We start from the raw sequence: 23,351 nt of genomic DNA, 5'->3' as shown, positions 1-23,351 counted from the left end.
TGTAACTTCAAATTATTTATAGTATTTAGAAGAGGTGAAACTCATTATGAGAAACAAACTAGGTAATTACTCAGTGCAGTTAATATAGTCTGATAGCAGATTGTACTGAGATAATAAGATATTTGTTATCAGTTAACTGCATTACTTTTCAAATTAAATTATCATATTTAGTATATTATGAAAAGGAGTAGTTAAATGAATAGAGGAGAGTTTAAAAATTATTTAAAAAATGAGGAAAATCAGGTGTTTCAAGGATGGGATTTTTCGTATCTTGATGGTAGATGGGATGGAGAACATATACCATGGGATTATAAAAAAATCTTATTGTCTTATTTAAAAGCAGAGCATAAGCTTTTAGATATGGGAACAGGAGGAGGAGAATTCCTACTTACTTTGGACCATCCATTTTATAATACAGCTGTAACAGAGGCATATCAACCTAATGTTGTAATTTGTCAGGAGAAACTAAAACCACTTGGCATAACAGTTAGGCAGGTATTTGATGATGCAGTATTGCCCTTTGAAGATGCTTCTTTCGATATAATAATTAATAGGCATGGATACTATGATATTGGTGAAGTTAACCGGATTTTAAAGACAGGTGGGCATTTTATTACTCAACAAGTAGGGGTAAAAAATAATGTTGATTTATCAGAAAAGTTAATCAATAATTTCAAACCATCATACCCTGCTCATGACTTGAAGCATAATATTAAAGCTTTTAAAGATAGCGGATTTGAAATTCTTAAGTCAGAAGAGGCTTTTACTCCTTTACGTTTTTATGATACAGGAGCTTTGGTATACTTTGCAAGGATAATAGAATGGGAGTTTCCTAGTTTTTCCGTTGATACTTGTTTTGAAAACTTATGTAAAATAGAGAGAGAACTCAATGAAATTGGGTATATAGAAGGAACAGAGCATAGATTTCTTATTGTTGCTAAGAAGGTATCAACATCTAATGAGACAGGAAATTTTAGATTTAATTATTAGAATAAGATGCAGTTATAGATTTTGAACTTGGGTGTGATAGGATAAATTGTACCATAAATAAATGCTAAATTTACGAAAGTCTAGTAATAAATGATGTAAAAATGTAACTCCAATCTTTTAATAGGTTGGAGTTTTTTGTGATATAATATAAAAAATTATATAAGGGAGAATATGTTATGAGTAAACATAATATCTATACAATGAGCGTAGCAAAAATCTATCCTCTTTTGGTTACAAAGGCGGAGAAAAAGGGACGTACTAAAGCAGAAGTGGATGAAATCATCTGTTGGCTCACAGGATATAGCCAGGAAGAATTAGAAGCTCAATTGGAAAAACAGATAGCCTATGAGACCTTCTTTATGGAAGCCCCTAAGCTGAACCCAGCAAGGGTTTTAATTAAAGGTGTGGTTTGTGGTGTACGAGTGGAAAATATCGAAGAACCAATTATGAAGGAAATTCGCTATTTGGATAAGCTCATCGATGAGTTAGCAAAAGGAAAATCCATGGATAAGATTTTGAGGAAATAATGATTAAAGTGAAAACAAAAAATACTAATGATATTTTGTAGAATGTGATGGATGAGATCGCCTCGTTATTTACGCGGGGTGAAGAATACCACAAGTAACATAAATTATATAAATATAAAGGCTCACATACAGTGATGTAAGCCTTTTTCCCTATTATTTTTTTTCAGATGTTTCTTCTTTTTTAGGGTCTTTATCAAAATATTCATCTAATTTCTTTCTCATGTTATCTGGAACCTTTTTCTCTATTGGGAAGGCTACTGAATTTATAACTGATTCACTGAATTCTTTAGTTATAATAGTAGTCAATTCTAAGGCTTCAGCACTTAAATATTCCATAACATCATTTCTTGTGTGGATGAAAGCTCCACCGTGTGGTGCAAAACGACAGAAGGTAAGAGATGGAATTCCCTCATCAGCAAAGGCTGTAGAATCACTTGAGTATATGTCTTGTTCCACTTTAAGTGGGAAACCTTTAATCTTAGCCATTTGATCAATATAATCAACTAAACTTTGCTCGGCAGTAACTAGAGCCATTTCTTTTCCAAGAATAGAGCCAGCCACGTCTACGTTAATCATTAGAAGGTGTTTCTTAAGCTCTTCCTCATGGTCTTTTAAGTAAGCTTTACTTCCAAGAAGTCCAACTTCTTCAGAGCCATACCACATAAATTTTACAGTTCTCATTGGTGGATTTTCTTTAAAGTGTCTTAGAAGTTCCATTATAATAACTGAACCAGCTCCGTTGTCATATACTCCAGTACTGTAAGGAACACTGTCATAATGAGCACCGAAGGAGATTATCTCCTCAGGGTATTTAGTACCTTCTAAAGTTACCACCACATTTTGAGAAGTTAGCTCTACATCTTCCATAATTAGCTCTACATGGATTTTAGAAGCTTTGTTCTTAACCATATGGAAGCAGTCTTTCATACGCATGTTAATTGTAGGTATTCTTCCATGCTGTGTATTCTTTTCACGGATTCTAGCTATAGAAATATCAGTTTTATCTTCTTCATCCATGGCAGTACCAGACATAGTTATATATCCAGCAATACCAGCATCCATAAGTTTTTTATAAAGTTTAGGATTTGGACGAGTATTTATAAGTACAAATTTTCCTTTAAGGTCAACTAAATTTACATCCAAGCCGTCTTCAATGTATACAAAATCTGCAGTTATTCCACCCTCAGGTGTACCGATTGAGCAGTTATATGGTGCAACCTCATATTCTTTTTCAAAGGGCTCTACAACTTTTAGTGTAGCTTTTTTAATTACAGAGCTAGGAGCTTTGAAAGACTCTAAGTGTCCTTCACAGCCAATTGAGGATATTTCCTCTAATAAAATGTTAGCAGCTTTTAATTCTTCCTCTGAGCCACTGATTCTTACAAAACCTATTTTCTTTAGTAGTTCAAATTCTCTTTCAGCATTAATCTTCATTATATTCCCCCCATTATTTGTCCATATAAATATATTATACTAGAGTTGTATGAAAATTGAAAATATAAATGCAGATATATAGTTGAAGGGGGAAAGCCTAACCTATTGTGATTAGAAGCACCTGCTAAATCCATGATGAATTGAAATAAACCTTTATTTTCTTATATAAATTTGATATAATATGAAGTTATGTTAGTAGAATTACATATATTTAAATACACTTGTTAGTATAGAATGCTATAGCGTATGATAAATGAAGAACATTACTAAAGTAGGGGGCAACTTAGTATGATTAAAATTTTTTCTTCGTTAAAAAGCTTAGGACTTAATTATGAAGACGATATAGAGTTATATACAAAAAAAGAAGATAAATACGATGAAGAAACAAAAGATAAAAAATCAACAAAAATTGATATTAATACATTACTTTATGATAAGAAGGTTACTTGTCCAGTTTGTTTAAAAGCTTTTACATGTAGAGTTGTAAAGGCGTATGTTCCTAAAGTAAAATCAAAAGATACAGATGCTTTTATAAGATATGAGGGGGTAAATCCATATTTTTACGAAGTATTGGTATGTCCAACATGTGGATATGCAGCATTAAAAAGTGATTTTCAGAAAATACAATCCTATAAACGTGAAGTTATACTTGTAAAGATAGGCAATCAATGGCAAGGTAAAGAATATCCTCAAGTTTATAATGAAGAAATAGCAATTGAACGTTATAAGCTTGCATTACTAAATGCAGTGCTAGGAGAATTTAAAGATAGTACAAAGGCAATACTTTGCTTGAAAATTGCATGGATGTATAGACTTCTGGAAAATAAAGAAGATGAGAAGGCATTTTTAGAAAGAGCACTTCAAGGATTTGTTATTGCTTATGAAAATGAACGAACTCCAATATACGGATTAAGTATTTATTCTTTACAATATATTATAGGTGAGTTATATAGAAGAATAGGGGATTATACAAATGCTAAACTATGGTTAGGAAGAGTAATCTTAAGCAAGGCAGATCAAAAACTAAAAGATAAAGCTAGAGACATGAGAGATTTAGCAAAAGATTTAGAGATAAAAGCAAATGAAGCTACTTGTGAATAGAGATATATGATTGTATATTAATGAGGTATTTAAAAGACTTGTGGTCATCTACTATTAAGTATATAAATTTTAGCTAAGATTATAATAAAGCCTATAGTTTATTTTATGAAAGAAAACTATAGGCTTTATTAAATTATATATTAACCAATACCACCGTATATTAATCCTAAAATTATTACAATAATAGTTGTTGGCACAAAAACATATTTTCCAAAATTCATAAACCATATACCAATTTTATATTTTGAACCTAAATTTAACTGAGCTAGAGTCTCATCTCTGTCAAGTATGTAGAAGAATACAACAGCAGTAATTAATGCTCCCAATGGAGATAGTACTATAGTAATAAAGTTTGTGAAATTGTTAAATAAAGAGCTACTTAAACTTAATGGTATAGCTAGTATAAAAGCTGAAATAGCGGTAATGTAAGTAGTTTTCTTTCTACCCCACTTAGTTAAGTTCATAATTGCTTCTACGGGACCCTCTAACATAGCGATGGAAGATGAAATAGATGCAAAAATAATACTTAAGAAGAATAAAGAACTTAATACTTGTCCAAGTTTCATAGTCTGGAATATACTTGGTACAGTTACAAATAGTAAAGCAGGTCCAGAGGTAGGGTTTAGACCTAAAGCAAATACTGCTGGCATTATTACAAAGGCAGCAAGGATAGCAGCTAAAGTATCAAAGGACGCTGTAGTTATAGCACAAGTAGGTATATCAAAATTTTCATCTGTATAGCTACCACACATAACCATACAACATCCTGTTAAAGATACTGTGAAAAAGGCTTGTCCTAGAGCCATAACCCAAGTACTTGGATTTAAAAGGTATGACCAATCAGGAGTAAGGAGATACTTCACACCCTCCATGGAATCTGGTAGACTTAATGATTTGGCAATTAGAAGTATAAATATAATAAATAACAAAGGTATAATGATTTTATTTATTTTTTCAATACCCTTAGAAATTCCAAAACTAACTATTATTAAAGTTATAACAACAGCTAAACCATGCCAAAATACTGTGATATTACTATTTATAAAAGTAGTGAAGTAAGACTCTATATTTATAGTTAATATCTCACCAGATAAACTTATGAAAAAATATTTTAATACCCAACCAATAACAACTGTATAGAACATAAATATACCAGTTAGTCCTAGGGTTGGAATTATAGATATAATAGAGCCATGTTTAATATTTCTTTCTTTGAATACCTTTTTAAGTGCACCCATTGACCCTATTCTAAACTGTCTACCAAAGGAAAACTCAGCAATTAAACCAACTGTTCCTAGTAGTACTACGAAAATAAAATATGGGATTAGGAATGCAGCACCACCATTTTCACCTAATCTATAAGGGAACATCCATATGTTTCCTAATCCAATAGCAGCTCCAACACATGAAAGAATAAATCCAAGTTTACTAGAGAATTTTTCTCTATTTTTAACATTTTGCAATTTTAATTACCTCCTAGAAATATGATATAAAATATTTATAATAATAAAAAAGACCCATAGCTTATACTATGAGACCCTTAACCTAGGATATAAAAAGGCCTCATAGTTTATCTATGAGGCTAAATTTATTGCAACATAAACTCTTTAGCTATCATAGATACAAAACACTCCATTGGTGTGGTTTGTATCTATGATAATTGTTATATAGACACAAACCTATCTAAAAAAGCTAAAGAAAAAGTTATTATTTAATTTTGAAATTGATAGGTTCGTTTTTAAATTCATAATCTTATCTCCTAATACGATATTTTATGTTATGTATCATATCATTGAAAGATATAGAAGTCAATAGATAGATACAGAATATATATTACTATAGTTATACCTATGAATAAAATATAGAAGAGTAAAGTTAAAAATGATATAATAAATTATATGGAAATACAGTAATTATTTATAAAAATTTGATATATGAATCTAATTATAGAGTGGGAAGTAGGATTATAGTCAACATGAGAAATTAAAGGAGAAGATTAAAATAATGAATACTAGAATCGAAAATAGATTAGATATATTTGCAGATTATACAATGCAATTAGGCAAAGTACTGAAATGGGATTATAAACTGTCACATATGTTATGTTCAATGCTATATACTAATGAGGAACGTATATTAGATGCAAATCGTATAAAAGAAATGAGAGAATACATTAAGAAGAATACAGGAATATTTTCTAGCTTTAAAGGGACTACTCTCCCAATAATAGCAACAATGCTATCTTTAGATGAAAATCCAGAGAGCTTATTTACGAAAACTCAAATTTTATATGATAAAATGAAACAACAGAATTTTCGGGGTTCCGAGTATCTTACCATTGCGGCAATGCAGGTTGCTAAAATAAAAACTGAATCTGAATACAATAGAATTATTAATCGTATGAAGGAGTTTTATGATAGATTACGTAAAATACATCCATTTTTAACAAGTACAGATGATTATATTTATGTTGCAATGGTGGCAATGACAGATATTGATTTGGAATTGGCAATCAGACGTGTAGTAACAATAGAAGATAGATTAAGGCCAACTCTTGGTGGAGGAAATGATATGCAGGCCTTGGCACTTGTGTTACTTCTTGCAGATAATGACGATGATGAATTATGTAATAAGGTTTTACAGTTATATAAGTACTTAAAGGATAAAAAGTATAAATTAAGTTATAACGGAACAATGTCAACTCTTGGAGTTCTTGCCATGACTTCTAATGATATGAACCTTATAGCAGAAGAATTAGTGAATGGTGCAGAATACTTAAAAGATAAAAAAGGGTTTGGAGCATTTTCCATTAGTAAAGTGCAACGTGCTATGTTTTCTGCAAATTTTGTAGCACTTCAATATATTGGTGACATGAAGAATAATCTATTAGAAGGAACCATATCTAATAATATTACTAATATTATTATTGCACAACAGATGGCAACCGTTGCAGCAACTATGGCAGCAACTTCAGCAGCGGCTAGTTCAGCAAACTAGAAATATAAAAAGTCTATACACATAAAAGTCCGTTGAAGTAAATAATTAACTTTAACAGACTTTTTTATTTAAAAAATTTTTAGTATGTAATTTATATTTTACTGCGCTTACATTTATAATTGGTTAAATGATAGACAACTACTGAAACCACAATAATTCCAACTGCAATCCCTAAGGAGGTTTTAAGTGTATTAAGAGCGTAAAGATCAAATTTTATTTTATTTCCTGTTACAGCATAACTCATAGAATAGTATAAGCTACCACCAGGTACAAGAGGTACGATAGATGGTAATAAAAATACAGTTGTAGGTGCTTTATGAATTCTAGCTAAGAGTTCAGAGTATGCGGTACCAAGAATGGAAGCTATCATATTAGATATAAAAATATCATTCCAATAATAAAAAGAAATTAAATAGATACACCAAGTAATAATACCTCCAATAGATGCATAGAGTATTCTTTCCTTTTTTATATTAAATAATAAGGCAAATCCTAGGCTACCTATGTAAGCAGTAATGATTTGAATTAAATACTTCATTATTGCAATATACCTCCTAATATAATCAATGAAATTGCAAAACCACAGGCAATAGCTATGGCAATTAATATGGATTCAGTTAATCGTAATAGGCCAGCTATAATATCGCCACAAAGCATATCACGAACGGAATTTATTAATGGAATTCCGGGAATAAGAAGCATAATATCTCCTATAATAATTTTATCAACATTAGCTCCTATTCCTATTTTAGTAAATAAAATTGCAGCTAGTCCAGTAATAATTGAGCAAACAAAAGTATATATTAATTGATTAATGCTTTCTCTTTTGATAAAAGTATCAATAAAGAATATAAGGATACCAATGATTGCAGCCGCAGCAGCATCTGTGAGATTACCACCAAAAAAGATAGAAAATCCACTAGAAGCTAGTATGTATCCTAGGCAGGAACTCCACCTTATACTGTGTTCACTTACTGATAGTTCTTGTATTTTTCCCTTTATTTCATTGAAAGAAGGTTTAGTTTGACATATATATCTAGATAAGGAGTTAAGCTTCTCAAGTTGACTAAGGTCTGTTCCATAGGAGTAAATCCTTCGTGTTTGTGTTAGAGTTTCTTCATCACTAGTTTTTATAGTAGCTATAATTAATGATCTTATTGAGAAAACATCTATACGGTCAATCTCATAAACCTTACAAATACGAATAATTGTATCTTCAACACGATTAGTTTCACCACCAACTCGTAGCATATGTTCACCAATATCTAAGGAAAGGCTTAGTATTTTGGACGCTTCAATTGTGATTTCATTCTCCTTCATAAATGTCTCCTTTAAGTTAGTTTATATTCCCATATTTATAATATTAGAATATAAAGATTATTACAATGAGATAATTCTAATAAGTTCGATTTATGTATTTTAAATACAAATAGATGTTAGTCAGAAATAAAATGTTAAAGAGAAAAATCAAAACACCTGAATAGTATTTTAACTAATCAGGTGTTTCTTTATATTGATTTATGAATTACCACAAGGGTGAAAATTCCTTAAGTTACTACCAGAATAATCCACGTCTACAGCAGTTGTTTCCAAAGCCACCAAAACCGCCACAACCCAATAATACCAACCATATTAGCCATTGGTTATTATCACAATCACAACCAAAATTAGAATTACAATTACGGTTTGTAAATCCTGTACAACAGGAGGTTGGACATCTGTCACAACATGAATGTATATTACAACAACAGCAGCAATCACATTTGCAATTAGAATGACGTCTTCTATGACTACTCATATATATTACCTCACTTTTTATATTTACTCCTAAGATTATGTTTTGGGAGTATGTAATATAAAAGGAATTTGAAACACACTGATATAAATATATACGATTTATAAAGATGTTTCTCACTATTATGATATGAAGATATTGAATTTAAGTTACAGGGTAATGATGATTAAAGTTGATATGTGTAAATGATTAAGTTAAAGAGAGAGTTTTTATATATAGAGCGTTTTTTAATTAAAATAGATGAAAATATGTTATTTCTATATTTTCATCTATTTGATCTATTTAATGAATACCACCCATCAGTAGTTATGATTTTATTGAACTCATTTTAACCACCAAGGGTAACATCTTGTTCATTGTACCAGTCTAAAGCATTGTAGAAGTCTGTAGAAGTAAAATCCGGCCAATAGGTGTCTATTACGTAAAAATCAGAATAAACAGACTGAATTGGTAAGAAACCACTAAGTCTTCTTCTACCTCCCCATCTTATTATTAGATCAATTTTAGAAATATCCTCTGAATGTATGTAGGGTAGAATATGTTTATTAGAGGATTTGGATTCTTTTAATAGATTTAAGTCCCACTCCCATCCATAATGGATTAGAAAGTTTACCTTAATACCACCATTACCAAATTTTTTTCTAGTTGTAAAGGGAATTAAAGCTTTGGGAAAAGCACTTGATTCAGTATTTCCAATAACCAAAATTTCACAATCCTCCTTTGTTAAAAGCATGACAGAATCAATGCAAGCTTGTATAAAAGCAAGCTTTTGCTCAGAGGGACGTTTGGTATTGTCTATAGTAAAACCGTAGAATGTTAACTCTTTTATATTTTCTTTTTGGCAAAGTTTAAACACTTCAAGACCAGGATTTATGCCATGTTCATATCCTTTATCTTTGGTTAGATTATTAAGTAAAGCCCAGCGTCTGTTGCCGTCAGGAATTATTCCAATATGATTTGGTATTCTCATATGATCTCAATTAACCTCCGTAAAAATTAAAATTATAATACTATGTTTTCCATAAAAATATAAAATAAACATAGATAAAAAATACTATTTTGTAAGAAGGTTGTAAGAAGTTAATGATAATATACAATATATAGGAAATAATTATTATGGAGTGATTAAAGATGAGTATGTTAAGAGTAGATAAACTAAGTAAATTAATTATTCAATAAGATAAATTGACATTTTTAATGATTCAACATAAAATAGTTTGCGGAGGAAATGGAGTGTTCTAATGCGAACTATTTTTTTATTTATTTTATAGGAGGTTAATTATTAAATATTTTTACAAATGAATAGTAGATTATATTGAAGATAACAATATAATAGAAAAATTACAAAGGATAAAGGTGATTCAATGGATATATTAAATAGCATTATAGGTATTATATTTATTTTTATAGTAGCATTCTTACTGTCAAATAATAAAAAGAAAATAAACTGGAGAACTATTGTTATAGGATTTTTAATTCAATTGGGTTTTGCAGTTATAGTTTTAAAGTCAGCTGTTGGGAAGAAAGCCTTACAGAAGGTAGCCACAATGGCAACTTCAATTATCGGGTATGCAAATGAAGGAATAAATTTTTTGTTTGGATCAGCTATACCTACTAATGGAGGAATGGTTTTTGCTTTTCAGGTATTAACTGTTATTATATTTATTTCATCTTTAGTTTCTGTATTATACTACTTTGGGATAATGCAATTTATTGTAAAGATAATAGGTGGGGCTTTAGCAAAACTCCTAGGAACGTCTAAACTTGAAACTTTATCAGCAGCTGCAAATATATTTTTATCGCAAACAGAGTCACCTCTTTTAATAAAACCATATATCAATAAACTGTCTACATCAGAATTATTTACTGTAATGGTTGGAGGTGTAGCTTCAGTTTCAGGTTCTGTTTTAGTTGGATATTCACTTATGGGGATTCCACTAGAATATCTTATCTCAGCGAGCTTTATGGCTGCTCCAGCAGGACTGATAATGGCGAAAATGATATTTCCAGAAAGTGATGTAAAAGCCTTAGAAGATAAAATTGAATTAGGAAAAGATGATTCAGTTAACGTGGTAGATGCAGCAGCGAAGGGAGCATCAGAAGGGTTAGGTTTAGCGCTAAACATAGGTGCCATGTTACTTGCATTTATTTCTCTTATAGCTTTAGTAAATGGAATAATAGGATTTATTGGTGGACTTATTGGAATAGATGGATTAAGCTTAGAAATGATATTTGGATACATATTCTCACCAGTGGTTGCAATTATAGGAGTTCCTTGGAATGAGGCTTTAACGGCTGGAGCTCTTCTAGGACAAAAGATAATTTTAAATGAATTTGTTGCCTTTAGTAAACTAGGACCTATAATAGGTGACTTTTCACAAAAAACTGCAGCTATAATGACTTTTTCACTATGTGGTTTTGCAAACATATCTTCCATTGCTATTTTAATCGGTGGAATTGGAGGAATGGCACCAAAGAGAAAGCATGAAGTTGCAAAATTAGGATTAAAAACTGTGGTTGCAGGCACTTTAGCAAACCTTTTAAGTGCAACTATTGCAGGACTTTTAATAGGATTATAAGATTATTAGTCATGTTGTAAGTATCACAGAAAAGTTGATGCTGTTATCTCATTTTAAGATAATTATATTTTCTTAAAATGAGATATATTTTTATTAGATATTAAAATAGATGTTAAAAACTTCATAATAGAAATATTATTATAATAAATAAAACCTATTTAAGTATGAAATAATATAATTAGAGGGTTTACTATTATTAAATTTTAAAACATAAGATTTCATTATGTAATTATATAAAAATATTTTTGAAATGACTTGACATTTAATATATAAACATGTAAATTAGTATTAACAAATTAAATTGAACAAAATTTAATTTAGATAAATAATATTTTGGTAAATTGATTTTAGGAGGAATAAAAGATGGCAAAGATAGTTAATTCAGCTGAATTTAATAATGAAATAAAAGATGGTGTTGTAGTAGTAGACTTTTTCGCAACATGGTGTGGACCTTGTAAAATGTTAGCTCCAATATTTGAAGAATTATCAACTGAAATGGAAGGCAAGGTTAAATTTATAAAAGTTGATGTGGATCAATGCCCAGACATATCAATGCAATATAGTGTAGCATCCATTCCTACAATAATAGTATTTAAAGATGGAAAAAATGTAAATACTACAGTAGGGTTTGTACCAAAAGAGAGAATAAAAGAAATTGTAGAAGCTTATATATAATAAAAATATAGGAGGTTACTCCTATATTTTTAATCTGTAAATTTGGAGGATAAAGCTATGGGTGAAAGATATGATATTGCAATAGTTGGTAGTGGACCAGCAGGAATATCAGCCGCTTTAAATGCAAAAATAAGAAATAAGAGTTTTGTCATATTCGGTAATGATGAACTTTCAAATAAATTAGTAAAAGCTAATGAAATTAATAATTATTTAGGTTTCCATGGTAAAAGTGGTAAAGAGATACAACAAGCCTTTATCAATCACTTAAGAGCTATGGATATAAAAATAACAGAAGAAAAAATAAATAATATATATGCTATGGGAGATTACTTTGCTTTAATGGTAAATGATAAAATCTATGAAGCGACATCAGTAATATTAGCTACAGGAATTCAATATGGTAAACTATTCCCTGGTGAAGAAAAACTTCTAGGTAAGGGTGTTGGATATTGTGCCACCTGTGATGCACCACTTTATAGAAATAAAGTAGTTACAATAATAGCCTATAGTAAAAAAGAAGAGGAAGAGGCAAACTTTATTGCTACTTTAGCATCAAAGGTATATTATATTCCTATGTATAAAGAGTTTGTAAATGTTCATTCATCTATAGAAGTAGTAAATGATACACCAGTAGAAATAATTGGTGAAGATAAGGTGGAAAAGCTAGTTTTAAAGAATAAAGAAATTACTACTGATGGTTTATTTATACTAAGAGATAGCATATCTCCAGGTCAATTAGTTCCGGGATTAAAAATCGTAGACAATCATGTAGAGGTTGATAGGCTAATGCAAACGAACTTAAAAGGTTGTTTCGCAGCAGGAGATATAGTAGGAAGACCTTATCAATATATAAAGTCTGCAGGGGAAGGAAATGTGGCTGCATTATCAGCGGTTTCCTATGTAGATTCAAAGGAAAAGTAAAGTAAGAGATATTTGTATGAATTATTTATAATGTTATTCAAATTATTTGTTGTATTGACATATAAATTTTAAAATTGTAAAATAATCTCAAACAATATGGTTTATTAAGAATTAATTTTAATAAACCATTCTGTGAAATGGAGAATTTATATGAAGAATTGTGAATGTATTAAACTAGAAAATCAAATATGTTTTTCTCTATATGCAGCATCTAGAGAGGTAATAAAGTTGTATAAATCCATTCTTGATAAGCATAATCTTACTTATACACAATACTTAGCTATGTTAGTGTTATGGGAAGAAGAAAAGATGACAGTTAAGGACATTGGTAAAAGACTACACTTAGACTCAGGTACTTTAACTCCATTATTAAAAAAATTAGAATCTATGGGGCTAATTACAAGACATAGAGACGTAAATGATGATAGAGTAGTCATAATAGAATTAACAGAAGCTGGCTTAAAACTAAAAAGTGAGATTTTAGATGTGCCAGGAGAAGTATTTTGCAAATTGAATATATCTAATGATGAAGCAAAGGAGCTTAAACGTAATTTAGATAATTTATTACAAAGTTTAGAATAGTGCAGCAAAGGTTTAATAACTATAGTAAATATTCATACAAAGTTAGTTATAGGAAAAATTATGGATAAAAACCTCTTTAGATTTTAACTAAAGAGGTTTTTTCATGGATTAAGCTTGAACTTTAATAGAGTTTAGTGAATACATAAAAATTGCACCTATTCCTACTATTATTGCTACTATTAGCCAAGCTTTATTCATTCCTATAGAGTCTATCATAGATCCCATTATGCTTGGTCCTATTGCGTTACCTGTACCATAAATAAGTGGTAAGAATGCATTTACCCTACCCCTATGAGAAGCAGGAGTTAAATTAGCTATAAAGGTTCCAGAATTTGTAGAGATTGCAATTTCCCCAATGGTTATTATTAATATTACAATGAAGAATAATGACAGTTCTGATATAAAACTGCAGGAACCAAAGGCAATGGCATATAATATTCCTCCACTAGCAATTATACTAAGGGTTTTATATTTCTTTGTTAGAGAGGTAATTATAGGAGTTAATAGAATTACTATAAGACCATTACAACTAGCTAATATTCCAAAATACCTAGCTCCATTACCAGAACCAAAGATTTGTCCTAATTGAAGTGGAATTGCAAAACCCCATTGAGCATAGGCGAACTGAAAGGTAAGCATAAGTAAGGCATAATATATTAGAATAGGTCTCTTTAAAAACACCCTAAATACAGAACCAGTTTCTTCTTTTTCAAGACTGGATACTTGATTTTCATAATCTGATTCAGAACTATTAGAATTTATTAATTTAGGATGAGTTTCTTTAATAAACAAGGCAATTAATCCAATAGAAATTAGTGTAGTTATTGCATCACCGATAAATACTAAAGGAAGATAGCTTTCAAAAAGAAGTCCACCTATAAAGGGACCAATGGCAAAGCCTAAATTAAGTCCCATATAGATTAAAGAGAAAGATGCTTTCCGATTCTCACTTGTAGTAATATCTCCTACCATTGAATCATAAGCTGGTTGAGCTAATGAAGAGAAACAAGAAGCTAAAATTATAAAAAAGATTAGGGTAGTAGAGGGTTTTATAAAGCCACAAACTATAAAAAATACAGCAGCAAAACTTTGAAAAAATATAATAACTTTTTTTCTACCAATTGAATCTACTAGTTTACCACCTAATATTATGCAAATACCTTGAGGAATTGCTGTAAGCGTTAGAATTAAGCCAGCATCCTTTATGGACATTCCAACCTTTTGGGTGATAATTAAGGATAATAAAGGATAAACAAATGCACCTATACAGTTAATCATTTTACCTAAAAAAAGTATGTACACTTCTTTTGGTAAGCCCATATAGGTACTAAAAATATCATTAAATTTATTTTTATTAATATGCATAAAATCTCCTTTTATATAACATATAAATTAAGTTTATAGTAGTTCTAACTCTACTACTGTATCTTTTTCATCAGGAAGAATTGCACTAGGTAAGTTTATAAAGGCATCAGCTTCAAATTCTTCTGCCATCCATGGAAACTCTACTTTAATTTCAGAATAGTCTTTAAGGAATCTAGCTTTTTTAATCTTTCCCCTTAGATTGTTCAGATTAGTGTGACCGATTCCTCTATCATAAATATGAGCATAAAGTAAATTCCCCTTTTGGGTATATCTTCCCCATTCTGGTTTTGGTAGGTAGCTACCTTTACAACCATAGATGCTATCTCCATTATCATCAAGCCATTCCCCAACCTCTTCCAGGATAGCTACGGATTCTTTTGGAATTTCACCCTTTGCATTAGGTCCTACATTTAAAATCATATTACCATTTTTGCTAACACATTCAACTAAGCTCCTAACCACTTGCTTTGAGGATTTATAATCTTTGTCCATAGAAGCATAGCCCCAATTATTATTGAGAGTAATACAAGCTTCCCAAGGTACAGGATTTCTATTTTCATTAAGTACGCCCCTTGGAGGAATAATTTGTTCTGGTGAGTCAAAGTCACCGGTATAAGTAGAAAGGTTAGCTTTTTTAATACTTTTTTTATCATCTAATCTGTTATCAATAATTATATCAGGTTGATATTTCCTTATCATATCTACTAGTTCAGTAGCTTTCCACTTTTCACCGGTCATATTATCATAAGAAAAGTCAAACCACATTATATCGATTTTACCGTAGCCAGTAACTAATTCTTTAACTTGATTATGAAAATACTTAACATAATTATCGAAGTTATGAATTTTATTTTTAAAGGCTTTGTTATTTCTCATTGGATGGTGCCTATCACCATAGGCTGGATAGTCTTCATGATGCCAATCAAGAAGTGAGTAATAAAGACCAATTTTAATGTCTTCTGTTCTGAAAGCATCTATGTATTCTTTAATTAAATCTCTTCTAGCTTTTGTATTAGTAGATTTATAGTCAGTATAAGCACTATCAAATAAGCAAAATCCATCGTGATGTTTAGCAGTCATAACTGCATATTTCATACCGGCTTTCTTTGCAAGTTTGGCCCATTGTCTAGGGTTATATTTGGTTGGATTAAATTCAGCAAAGTATGGTTTATATTCTTCAACAGTCATCTGTCGGTTAGTCATAATCCATTCACCTGCAGCAGGTATACTATATAATCCCCAGTGTATAAACATTCCAAATCTAGCTTCTTGGAACCATTTAGTTCTTTCTTCACGTTGAAGATAAATTTTGCTTTCATTTTCAATATCTATCATGATTTCACCAATCCTTTCTATATTAATTATACATTAATATTTTAAAAATTTGTAAAAGATTCACTTTTATTTTTAAGAAAATTCATTGAATAAAAGTATATATAAACTTACAATAGATGTAGTAGTTTATTTATTGAGCAGAATAGATAAGCTTGTATTTAAACTGTGAAGTACCCAGTAAGAAAATACATTTTATAAGGAGGATAGCAATGAAAAATAATTTAAAGAAACTAAGCTTAATTATTGGAACTATAATTATAGGTATAGCTTTATTTACAGGTTGCTCTAAGAAAGATGAAATAAAGGATGCCTTTAACATTTATAAAAATGCTTGGATTAAGCAAGATTTTAAAAGTATGTATAATATGCTTTCAGTGGAATCAAAAGCATATATAAACGAGGAAGAGTTTTTAGAAAGATACACTAATATATATAGTGCTATTGTAGCTAGTAATATGGATATTCAAATAGTAGGAGAAAAGGAAAGAGATAAAAAGTCATTAGAAATACCATTTACTATGACTATGGATACAGTGGCAGGAAAGGTAGATATCAAAGATTATAAAGCAACTTTAGTTAAAGAAGAGGATGGGTATAAAGTAAAGTGGAATGAGAGTTTAATATTCCCTCAAATGGAAAAACCAGATGATAAGGTGAGGGTAGAAGATTATTACTCTAAACGTGGAAGTATATTAGATAGAAATGGGAACTTTTTAGCACAAGATGATATAGTAAAGTCTGTAGGAATTCATCCAAGTAAATTTGAAAATAAAAAGTCAGAAAAAATAACAGCTATGGCAACTATATTAGACATAAGTGAGTCATATATAGAAGAACAGCTAGCAGCTAATACTAACCCAGATTATTTTGTACCAATAGTATCTGTACTTCAATCTGATTCTGAAAAGTTAAATAAGCTTTCCACTATTGAAGGCGTTCAAATAAACAATAAAAACTCCAGAGTTTACACCGGAGGAGAAGCTTTTGGAAATCTAATAGGATATGTGGGAGCCATTACAGCAGAAGAAATGGAAAATAATAAAGATAAGGGTTATTCACAAATAAGTCTCCTTGGAAAAGCTGGTCTTGAGAAGGTTTATGAAGATATATTAAGGGGCCAAGATGGTGGAGAAATATACATTGAAAAGGGAGAAGAAAAAATAACTTTAGCTAAAACAGAAGCAAAGAATGGTCAGGATATAAAACTATCAATAGACCCAGAGCTTCAAAGTAAGATATATAGTGAAATGAAAGGTGAGAAGGGAGCATCTACTGCAGTAGACCCTAAAACTGGAGAAGTTTTAGCTATGGTAAGTTCACCTTCCTATGATCCAAATATATTTGTAACATATAAAACAAAATCCTTAAGTGATCAGTGGAAAAAGCTTGATGGTCAGCAGTTTGACAATAGGTTTAATAATGTATACGCACCAGGCTCGACAATGAAGCTAGTTACAGCGGCTATAGGATTGGATGTAGGCGCACTTAATCCAGGAGAAACTATGGATATTAAGGGATTAGATTGGCAAAATAATTCATCATGGGGTGGATATAAGGTTACGAGAGTAAAAGATCCTGGTAAGGCTATAAACTTAAAAGAAGCTACAAAATACTCGGATAATATTTATTTTGCAAGAGTAGCATTGAATATAGGAGCAGATGCCTTTATAAATGGAGCTAAAAACTTTGGTATTGGAGAAGAGATAACTTTTGATTTCCCAATGGAAACTTCTCAAATTAGTAATGATAATACTTTAAGTAAAGAAATACTTCTTGCTGACACAGGATATGGTCAAGGTGAGGTGCTTATGTCACCATTAGATATTGCATTATCATATAGTGCATTAGGAAACAATGGAGATATAATGCAGCCAAGACTTAACATTGGAAAAAATCCAGAAGCAAAAGTATTGAAAAATGCTATAAAGGCAGAAAAAGTACCAGCTTTAGTAGATGCTTTCTCAGCTGTAATAAATGATGCAGATGGAACAGCTACCACTGCAAAAGTAAATGGATTTAATATAGCTGGTAAAACTGGAACTTCAGAGATAAAGAAAGATCAAAAAGATGAATCGGGTAAAGAAAATGGATGGTTTGTAGCTGTAAACACAGATGATTCTAAAATTGCCATATCTATGATAATAGAAGACGTAAAAGGTAGAGGTGGTAGTGGAATACCAACAGCTAAGGTTAAAAATGTTATGGAATACTATTTAAAGAAATAATTATTCTTTATAGTGAAAATTATTAGTAATATTTTTAATACTTAAATCATTTCAGTATGTAAGGAACTTTTATTTTACAGTAGTATAAAAACAGGAGACATAATGTGTCTCCTGTTTTATTATAATATTAAACTTAATTTTATTTAATATATGAGGTGAAAACGAAGTGAAATTTAGTATAGGTGAAATGGCTAAACTACATAATATAAACATACAAACTTTAAGATACTACCATAATATTGGATTATTAGTTCCTGTAGAAGTAGATTCTAAGTCAGGTTATCGATATTATGATAGTACTTCTAGTCAGAGATTGTGGAAAATAAAAGCATTACAGTCTACGGGATTATCTCTTAGTGAAATTATGAAGGTTTTAAGTGGAGATATATGTGAAACAGAAAAATTGTTTAATAATTTGAAAAATGTAATTGATGAAAACATAGAGAACTTAAAAAAAGTTTCTTGTTATGTAGAAGAGCAATTAAAAAATATAAATGATTTAAGGGAAGGAAATTATTCTACAGAGCCGAGAATTATGGTATTAGAAAGAAGGGAAGGATATTTAATAGACGTAAATGAAAATAGCACTATAGATAATGTAATAAGGTCTTTGGTAAGTTTTGATAGAAATTGTAGTATTAGTGTAGAAGTTATGTTTAAGCCGTCAAGGTTAATAAATATTAATGATAAAGGAGAAACTCATCTTAAAAGTTATCTGGCTCTTAGCAAAGAAGAAAAGCTAAATGATTCTAAGAATAAATACACATTAAAAGAAGGGGTCTATGGAGTCATTGACCATATAGGTAGTCGAGACAGTTTAAAAGAAAGTTATGATAGCTTATTAAAATATATAAAATCTTCTAAAATGGAATTACAAGGAATCGGTATAGAAGAATTGATTATAGGGCCAAACATATCTGATAATAATGAAGAATGGGTGAGACGGATTCAGCTATTATTGAAATAGTAATTATTGTGAAATATTTAAAGGATATAATTGGTAGTTTATTGACTAATTATATCCTTTAATTTTAAAATTTATTTGTCATCAGTAGGAAAGTCCTCTCCCATAATCCATGTAAATCCATATGCCTTAAGAGCTTCTAAAAAATTCTTATTTCCTATACAAGACCAATTTGCTTTATAGTGAAGACCAAAGTATCTTTGGGCCATATTAATATACCCTTGCTGTTCTATAGATGTAATAATCTTATTACTGTAATCTTCTCCACCTATATCTAAAGTCACTTCTTTCATTGATGCCATATTAGTTGGACTAAGGGGAAATTTTTTAGAATTGTATTTTTCATTTTGTAGCTTTACTAAAGTGTCTATAGTTAAGTCTTTATAGCTTTCCTCATGAACTATGGCTTCTATGCCTAACTTTGGAGCAGGAATTAAAGGTTGATTTGGATATCCAATACTTAAAAGAACTACAGGGAATACGCCTTCTGGAATATTAAATATAGATTTTAATTCCATAAAACAACTTTCTACTGTGCCTATATATACAGAGCCTAAACCTATAGAATCAGCAGCAGTACAAATATTTTGAGCACATATTATTGTATCTTGAAGAGCAATCCAAAAATGTCTATAACTCTTGGTAGCTACAAAAGGAGCATCAGAGGCTTCACACCAACGTTGAATTCTTCTCCAGTCAATACAGAATAGAAGATTAACAGGTGCATTTTTAACTAGTGATTGCATATCGCATTCATTAACTAAACGTTCCTTAGTCTTATCATCAGTTATCTTTATTATAGAGTAAGGTTGAAGATTTCCTCCAGTAGCAGCATGTAAACCGCAAGATATAATCTCATTCAATAGTTCGTCAGGAATTTTCTTATCTAGAAAGCTTCGGCAACTTGCACGTTCACATAATAATTTGATAGTATCATTTAAATATTCTTTATTCATAAAATCATCTCCTAAATTCAATATTTTATATTTCAAAGGTTAAACCCTATAGGGACTATAGAGTCAAGGAAGTTTATACAAATATAAAATGATTTTAATAATTATTTTAAGTGAAGATATAAAAAATACCTTTTAGTTATTATATAAATTACTAAAAGGTTGAAAAGGATATTATTAAAATATTAAACTATAATATCTATTTATATTTTTATCTAACTCATTCATGACAATGAATCTAGATTCTCTTAGGGTTTCTTTTCCTTGAGTAAAAAGTAAAATTGTAGGTGCTGTAAAAACTGAAAATTCTGCACACAAGGAAGGAAATTCATCAATACTAATTTTTATAGATTTAACCTTAGGATAATTAGTAAGCAAGTCATCTACTTTACAAAGCAGGTCATCATTTCCTCAAAAACATTTTCCAGTAAAGAAGCATAAAAGTAAATCCGTAGTATCAATTAGTTTTAAAAGGTCTTCTTTAGAATTTAAGCTATTCATTTATGAACCTCCTATTAAGTTTATATATTTATATTATCTAATAAGATATAACTTTATTCATTATAAAAGTCAAATCAAAACTTAGATAAATACGTCATTTAAATATCTTATTAATAAGTAGAAAGACACCAATTCCCAGACAAAGAAATATAATCATAATAATTATAGGTATGAGTTTAAAAAATTCAAGCATGAGTTTCTCCCCCTTAAAATCCTATATTTATATTTATACTTATTTTATAAAGGTAATGACAACAAATTCCATATAATTGGAATAATTATATATGGAAAACATGATGAATGTCAATATTAATTATGTGTGTAAACTTCAGAATAACTAAAATTCATTTGATTTTAAAGAATATTTGAATATTTATATGTAAAATTAGAATACGTTTAAATATAAAAAGTTATAAATACTCATGATATAATGTATTATAAATTATTAGTTAAAGAAGGGGATTTTAATGCCAAGGATAGGAATGAGGATTATAAAATCAGCAGTGGCAGTCTTTATATGTTTTTTAATATATTTAGTAAGAGGCACAGGAATGCCATTCTATTCAGCAATAGCGGCAATTTTATGCATGCAACAAGGTGTGGAGAGTACTAAGCAGGTTGGTTTAAATCGTACCATTGGGACTTTAATTGGAGGTGCCTTTGGAGTGATGGTGTTATTATTAGAAAGAAGATTTATACCTGAATCTATGCCACAACTAAGATATCTATTAACATCTGTAGCTATCATACCTTTAATATATACTACAATATTACTTGAAAGACAAACAGCATCCTATATTAGTTGTGTAGTATTTTTAAGTGTGGCTATAAATCATGGAGATGATGTAGTTCCTTATGCATTTACTATTAATAGAATTATAGACACTTTAATTGGGATTTTTGTAGCGTTAGGGGTCAATGCTATGAGGTTACCTAAGAAGAGAAATACCAAAATTTTGTTTATAAGTACACTAACGAATACTTTAATGGATTCTAAAAATCAAGTTAGTGCTTATACTAAGGTAAAACTAAAGGAAATGATAGAAGAAGGAGCACTAGTGACATTAGTAACAGATAAAACTCCAGAAACTGTAGCGCCTATAGTTAGTAGTATGGATATTAAGTTACCAGTAATTACAATGAATGGAGCAGCAATATATGATTTTAATAAGAAAAGCTATGTTTACCATGAAGGAATAAATAATGAAATAGCTGAAAGAATCTTAAATATATGTGATGAGTTATCTATAAATACCTTTACTCATACTATAATTAATGATGTGATGCACATTTATTATGGTAATTTTACTAATGAAGAAGAAAAGAGATTTTATAATTTAGAGAAAGTACTTCCATTGAAAAATTATATTTATAGTAAACTACCACAAGGGCTAGACGTAATTTGCATCATGGTTATTAACAAGATAGATAAAATAGAAATACTACATAATAGGCTTAAAGGATGTAGGGATTATAAAAACATCAAGGTTATATATGAAAGATATAACGAAGATTACTATATTTTAAAAGTGTATAGTGGTAAAACATCTAGAGGAAGTGCTTTGATAAAGTTAAGAGAGATGATTAAAAGTGAGAAAGTAGTTGTATTTGCTGGTGTAGAACAGGATAGTTCTATGATTGAAGTAGCAGATGAAGGATATGTAGTAGAAAATGCATCTATTACAGTTAAAGAAAATAATTCACAAATCATAGGAGATAGTGAAAGTGATTCTGTAGTAAAGACCATTAAAAAAATATTTTATTCAAAAGTAATTAATTATTAAACTAATATATTAAATTTAAAGCTTAATTACTTTTATTTATCAACAAAAGGAAAACACGGTAAAGTACTAAAAGATTAGAAACTTTACTGTGTTTTCTTTTTTATATAGGGGACATTGACTTTACACTCTATAGTCACAATTACAATTAAATTGGTTAATTACATATATTAAGTTAAATTATTGAATATAATTTATTATAATAATAACTTAATTATTACTATGAATTTTACGCAAGTTACATATAAGGAGTAGTAATACACAAATACCTAAAAATGCAATGGTAGTAGGGTCAGATGTCTTTATTAATCTAGGTACTGAAAATAAGAAAATCAATATAGCTATAATAGAAGCTATCAAATCTAATTTTAAATCTTTTCTGATAGATTTCATCAGAAGCACCTCACAATAAAAGATTATAAATATAAATATAAATTTAGTATAAAATGAATATAGAGGTGCTTTATGTATATTAATGAAAGGAATTTGAGATTATTATTTCTATTAATATTTTACTGGTGTTGTAATTAAACCACCTCTATATAAGTGTGTTATTCATATATGATTATAGCTTAAAATAATCTTGTAGTGTGGTTTTTGGAACGAAAGGTTAAATATCGAACATG

Annotated in this window: 22 protein-coding genes; 11 read left to right on the top strand and 11 right to left on the bottom strand. The window is 29.8% G+C overall.

Translation table 11 applies throughout. The annotated features are described in order from the left end of the window. Positions 1–195 precede the first annotated feature (195 nt). Positions 196–990 carry a class I SAM-dependent methyltransferase gene (locus tag ACTNBA_RS14890; protein WP_441075037.1) on the top strand — a complete coding sequence of 265 codons (795 nt, stop codon included), beginning with the start codon at positions 196–198 and terminating at the stop codon, positions 988–990. Between the two features lie 176 nt (positions 991–1,166). Continuing rightward, positions 1,167–1,517, top strand: a complete 351-nt coding sequence (locus ACTNBA_RS14885; RefSeq protein ID WP_441075035.1) for a DUF2200 domain-containing protein — start codon at positions 1,167–1,169, stop codon at positions 1,515–1,517. A gap of 153 nt (positions 1,518–1,670) precedes the next feature. Here the strand turns inward: ACTNBA_RS14885 and ACTNBA_RS14880 are convergent, their stop codons facing one another. Then, positions 1,671–2,951, bottom strand: a complete 1,281-nt coding sequence (locus ACTNBA_RS14880) for a M28 family metallopeptidase (RefSeq protein ID WP_441075033.1) — start codon at positions 2,949–2,951, stop codon at positions 1,671–1,673. Between the two features lie 288 nt (positions 2,952–3,239). Here ACTNBA_RS14880 and ACTNBA_RS14875 point away from each other — a divergent pair, with 288 nt between their 5' ends. Next, on the top strand, positions 3,240–4,052 hold the full coding sequence (locus tag ACTNBA_RS14875) for a DUF2225 domain-containing protein (RefSeq protein ID WP_441075032.1): 813 nt from the start codon (positions 3,240–3,242) through the stop codon (positions 4,050–4,052). 140 nt (positions 4,053–4,192) lie between these two features. Here the strand turns inward: ACTNBA_RS14875 and ACTNBA_RS14870 are convergent, their stop codons facing one another. Then, positions 4,193–5,515, bottom strand: a complete 1,323-nt coding sequence (locus tag ACTNBA_RS14870; RefSeq protein WP_441075031.1) for a sodium-dependent transporter — start codon at positions 5,513–5,515, stop codon at positions 4,193–4,195. A 541-nt stretch (positions 5,516–6,056) separates the two neighbouring features. Here ACTNBA_RS14870 and ACTNBA_RS14865 point away from each other — a divergent pair. Beyond that, complete coding sequence (locus tag ACTNBA_RS14865; protein ID WP_441075030.1) at positions 6,057–7,049, top strand: DUF4003 family protein; 993 nt, start codon at positions 6,057–6,059, stop codon at positions 7,047–7,049. Positions 7,050–7,140: 91 nt separating this feature from the next. Here ACTNBA_RS14865 and ACTNBA_RS14860 read toward each other — a convergent pair whose 3' ends face one another. From ACTNBA_RS14860 to ACTNBA_RS14845, 4 genes are all read right to left on the bottom strand, one after another. After that, positions 7,141–7,587, bottom strand: a complete 447-nt coding sequence (locus tag ACTNBA_RS14860) for a threonine/serine exporter family protein (protein WP_441075028.1) — start codon at positions 7,585–7,587, stop codon at positions 7,141–7,143. Then, a complete protein-coding gene (locus tag ACTNBA_RS14855) occupies positions 7,587–8,369 on the bottom strand; it encodes a threonine/serine exporter family protein (RefSeq protein WP_441075026.1) in 783 nt (260 codons plus the stop codon). Before ACTNBA_RS14855 ends, ACTNBA_RS14860 begins: the two co-directional genes overlap by 1 nt. Before the next feature lie 235 nt (positions 8,370–8,604). Beyond that, complete coding sequence (locus tag ACTNBA_RS14850; protein WP_346879808.1) at positions 8,605–8,847, bottom strand: hypothetical protein; 243 nt, start codon at positions 8,845–8,847, stop codon at positions 8,605–8,607. Between the two features lie 325 nt (positions 8,848–9,172). Further along, on the bottom strand, positions 9,173–9,814 hold the full coding sequence (locus ACTNBA_RS14845) for an undecaprenyl diphosphate synthase family protein (protein ID WP_441075025.1): 642 nt from the start codon (positions 9,812–9,814) through the stop codon (positions 9,173–9,175). Positions 9,815–10,208: 394 nt separating this feature from the next. Between ACTNBA_RS14845 and ACTNBA_RS14840 the strand changes: the two genes are divergently transcribed. From ACTNBA_RS14840 to ACTNBA_RS14825, 4 genes are all read left to right on the top strand, one after another. Next, on the top strand, positions 10,209–11,423 hold the full coding sequence (locus ACTNBA_RS14840) for a NupC/NupG family nucleoside CNT transporter (RefSeq protein WP_441075024.1): 1,215 nt from the start codon (positions 10,209–10,211) through the stop codon (positions 11,421–11,423). 363 nt (positions 11,424–11,786) lie between these two features. Further along, the gene (gene trxA / locus ACTNBA_RS14835) at positions 11,787–12,098 is read left to right on the top strand and encodes a thioredoxin (RefSeq protein ID WP_035134706.1); all 312 of its coding nucleotides are present in this window, start codon (positions 11,787–11,789) and stop codon (positions 12,096–12,098) included. Between the two features lie 57 nt (positions 12,099–12,155). Continuing rightward, positions 12,156–13,019, top strand: coding sequence for an NAD(P)/FAD-dependent oxidoreductase (locus ACTNBA_RS14830; protein ID WP_441075021.1), 864 nt, complete (start codon positions 12,156–12,158; stop codon positions 13,017–13,019). A 150-nt stretch (positions 13,020–13,169) separates the two neighbouring features. Continuing rightward, positions 13,170–13,601 carry a MarR family winged helix-turn-helix transcriptional regulator gene (locus ACTNBA_RS14825; RefSeq protein ID WP_035134710.1) on the top strand — a complete coding sequence of 144 codons (432 nt, stop codon included), beginning with the start codon at positions 13,170–13,172 and terminating at the stop codon, positions 13,599–13,601. A gap of 108 nt (positions 13,602–13,709) precedes the next feature. Here the strand turns inward: ACTNBA_RS14825 and ACTNBA_RS14820 are convergent, their stop codons facing one another. Next, positions 13,710–14,966 (bottom strand): MDR family MFS transporter, encoded by a 1,257-nt coding sequence (locus ACTNBA_RS14820; protein WP_441075020.1) that lies wholly within the window; start codon positions 14,964–14,966, stop codon positions 13,710–13,712. Between the two features lie 33 nt (positions 14,967–14,999). Then, positions 15,000–16,301, bottom strand: a complete 1,302-nt coding sequence (locus ACTNBA_RS14815) for an alpha-L-fucosidase (protein ID WP_441075019.1) — start codon at positions 16,299–16,301, stop codon at positions 15,000–15,002. Positions 16,302–16,510: 209 nt separating this feature from the next. On the opposite strand from ACTNBA_RS14815, the gene ACTNBA_RS14810 reads away from it, so the two are divergent. Both ACTNBA_RS14810 and ACTNBA_RS14805 read left to right on the top strand, forming a co-directional pair. After that, complete coding sequence (locus tag ACTNBA_RS14810) at positions 16,511–18,526, top strand: penicillin-binding transpeptidase domain-containing protein (RefSeq protein ID WP_441075018.1); 2,016 nt, start codon at positions 16,511–16,513, stop codon at positions 18,524–18,526. 166 nt (positions 18,527–18,692) lie between these two features. Next, a complete protein-coding gene (locus ACTNBA_RS14805) occupies positions 18,693–19,493 on the top strand; it encodes a MerR family transcriptional regulator (RefSeq protein ID WP_441075016.1) in 801 nt (266 codons plus the stop codon). Between the two features lie 71 nt (positions 19,494–19,564). Here the strand turns inward: ACTNBA_RS14805 and ACTNBA_RS14800 are convergent, their stop codons facing one another. Both ACTNBA_RS14800 and ACTNBA_RS14795 read right to left on the bottom strand, forming a co-directional pair. Next, positions 19,565–20,446 carry a nitroreductase family protein gene (locus ACTNBA_RS14800; protein WP_441075014.1) on the bottom strand — a complete coding sequence of 294 codons (882 nt, stop codon included), beginning with the start codon at positions 20,444–20,446 and terminating at the stop codon, positions 19,565–19,567. Between the two features lie 174 nt (positions 20,447–20,620). After that, complete coding sequence (locus ACTNBA_RS14795; RefSeq protein ID WP_346876296.1) at positions 20,621–20,821, bottom strand: thioredoxin family protein; 201 nt, start codon at positions 20,819–20,821, stop codon at positions 20,621–20,623. Between the two features lie 590 nt (positions 20,822–21,411). Here ACTNBA_RS14795 and ACTNBA_RS14790 point away from each other — a divergent pair. Beyond that, a complete protein-coding gene (locus tag ACTNBA_RS14790; protein ID WP_441075013.1) occupies positions 21,412–22,728 on the top strand; it encodes an HAD hydrolase family protein in 1,317 nt (438 codons plus the stop codon). Positions 22,729–22,935: 207 nt separating this feature from the next. Here ACTNBA_RS14790 and ACTNBA_RS14785 read toward each other — a convergent pair whose 3' ends face one another. Further along, positions 22,936–23,118, bottom strand: a complete 183-nt coding sequence (locus ACTNBA_RS14785; protein ID WP_150845295.1) for a hypothetical protein — start codon at positions 23,116–23,118, stop codon at positions 22,936–22,938. Positions 23,119–23,351 lie beyond the last annotated feature (233 nt).

This window comes from Clostridium sulfidigenes (assembly GCF_052067195.1).
Classification (GTDB): Bacteria; Bacillota; Clostridia; order Clostridiales; family Clostridiaceae; genus Clostridium_J; species Clostridium_J sulfidigenes.
This window is presented reverse-complemented; position numbering and strand designations above follow the sequence as displayed.

Bases quoted from the DNA above. Each gene is read 5' to 3' on its own strand.
- ACTNBA_RS14850 (WP_346879808.1), bottom strand. From the start codon at position 8,847: ATGAGTAGTCATAGAAGACGTCATTCTAATTGCAAATGTGATTGCTGC.
- ACTNBA_RS14860 (WP_441075028.1), bottom strand. From the start codon at position 7,587: ATGAAGTATTTAATTCAAATCATTACTGCTTACATAGGTAGCCTAGGA.
- ACTNBA_RS14785 (WP_150845295.1), bottom strand. From the start codon at position 23,118: ATGAAATCTATCAGAAAAGATTTAAAATTAGATTTGATAGCTTCTATT.
- ACTNBA_RS14830 (WP_441075021.1), top strand. From the start codon at position 12,156: ATGGGTGAAAGATATGATATTGCAATAGTTGGTAGTGGACCAGCAGGA.
- ACTNBA_RS14865 (WP_441075030.1), top strand. From the start codon at position 6,057: ATGAATACTAGAATCGAAAATAGATTAGATATATTTGCAGATTATACA.
- ACTNBA_RS14840 (WP_441075024.1), top strand. From the start codon at position 10,209: ATGGATATATTAAATAGCATTATAGGTATTATATTTATTTTTATAGTA.
- ACTNBA_RS14825 (WP_035134710.1), top strand. From the start codon at position 13,170: ATGAAGAATTGTGAATGTATTAAACTAGAAAATCAAATATGTTTTTCT.
- ACTNBA_RS14810 (WP_441075018.1), top strand. From the start codon at position 16,511: ATGAAAAATAATTTAAAGAAACTAAGCTTAATTATTGGAACTATAATT.
- ACTNBA_RS14890 (WP_441075037.1), top strand. From the start codon at position 196: ATGAATAGAGGAGAGTTTAAAAATTATTTAAAAAATGAGGAAAATCAG.
- trxA (WP_035134706.1), top strand. From the start codon at position 11,787: ATGGCAAAGATAGTTAATTCAGCTGAATTTAATAATGAAATAAAAGAT.
- ACTNBA_RS14845 (WP_441075025.1), bottom strand. From the start codon at position 9,814: ATGAGAATACCAAATCATATTGGAATAATTCCTGACGGCAACAGACGC.
- ACTNBA_RS14820 (WP_441075020.1), bottom strand. From the start codon at position 14,966: ATGCATATTAATAAAAATAAATTTAATGATATTTTTAGTACCTATATG.
- ACTNBA_RS14855 (WP_441075026.1), bottom strand. From the start codon at position 8,369: ATGAAGGAGAATGAAATCACAATTGAAGCGTCCAAAATACTAAGCCTT.
- ACTNBA_RS14815 (WP_441075019.1), bottom strand. From the start codon at position 16,301: ATGATAGATATTGAAAATGAAAGCAAAATTTATCTTCAACGTGAAGAA.
- ACTNBA_RS14885 (WP_441075035.1), top strand. From the start codon at position 1,167: ATGAGTAAACATAATATCTATACAATGAGCGTAGCAAAAATCTATCCT.
- ACTNBA_RS14880 (WP_441075033.1), bottom strand. From the start codon at position 2,951: ATGAAGATTAATGCTGAAAGAGAATTTGAACTACTAAAGAAAATAGGT.
- ACTNBA_RS14800 (WP_441075014.1), bottom strand. From the start codon at position 20,446: ATGAATAAAGAATATTTAAATGATACTATCAAATTATTATGTGAACGT.
- ACTNBA_RS14875 (WP_441075032.1), top strand. From the start codon at position 3,240: ATGATTAAAATTTTTTCTTCGTTAAAAAGCTTAGGACTTAATTATGAA.
- ACTNBA_RS14790 (WP_441075013.1), top strand. From the start codon at position 21,412: ATGCCAAGGATAGGAATGAGGATTATAAAATCAGCAGTGGCAGTCTTT.